1 protein-coding gene is annotated in these 219 nt (G+C 68.5%); it reads left to right on the forward strand.

The window, feature by feature from the left end; translation table 11 throughout:
• On the forward strand, positions 1 to 66 hold a 66-nt coding region (locus ACTSKS_RS11090), incomplete at its 5' end, for a multicopper oxidase domain-containing protein (protein WP_442927568.1).
• Positions 67 to 219 lie beyond the last annotated feature (153 nt).

Raw genomic sequence — 219 nt, forward strand, 5'->3', positions numbered from 1 at the left:
ACCCACTGCCACAACGCCTACCACGCCGAGGCCGGGATGATGGGCGTCTTCTCCTACATCCACTGACCCTCCCGCCCGGCCCACACCCCTCCATCCACGGGGGCATCGCACGGTGGCCGCCCAGGAAAGAACATGCCTTTATCGCTCACCCCCACCCACCGTGCCCAGCCCGCCCGAGACCTCTGGCCCGGCACCCCCGTCCTGACCCGTAGGAGGAAA

This window comes from Micrococcus sp. TCR-5, assembly GCF_052220525.1.
GTDB classification, from domain to species: Bacteria; Actinomycetota; Actinomycetes; order Actinomycetales; family Micrococcaceae; genus Micrococcus; species Micrococcus luteus.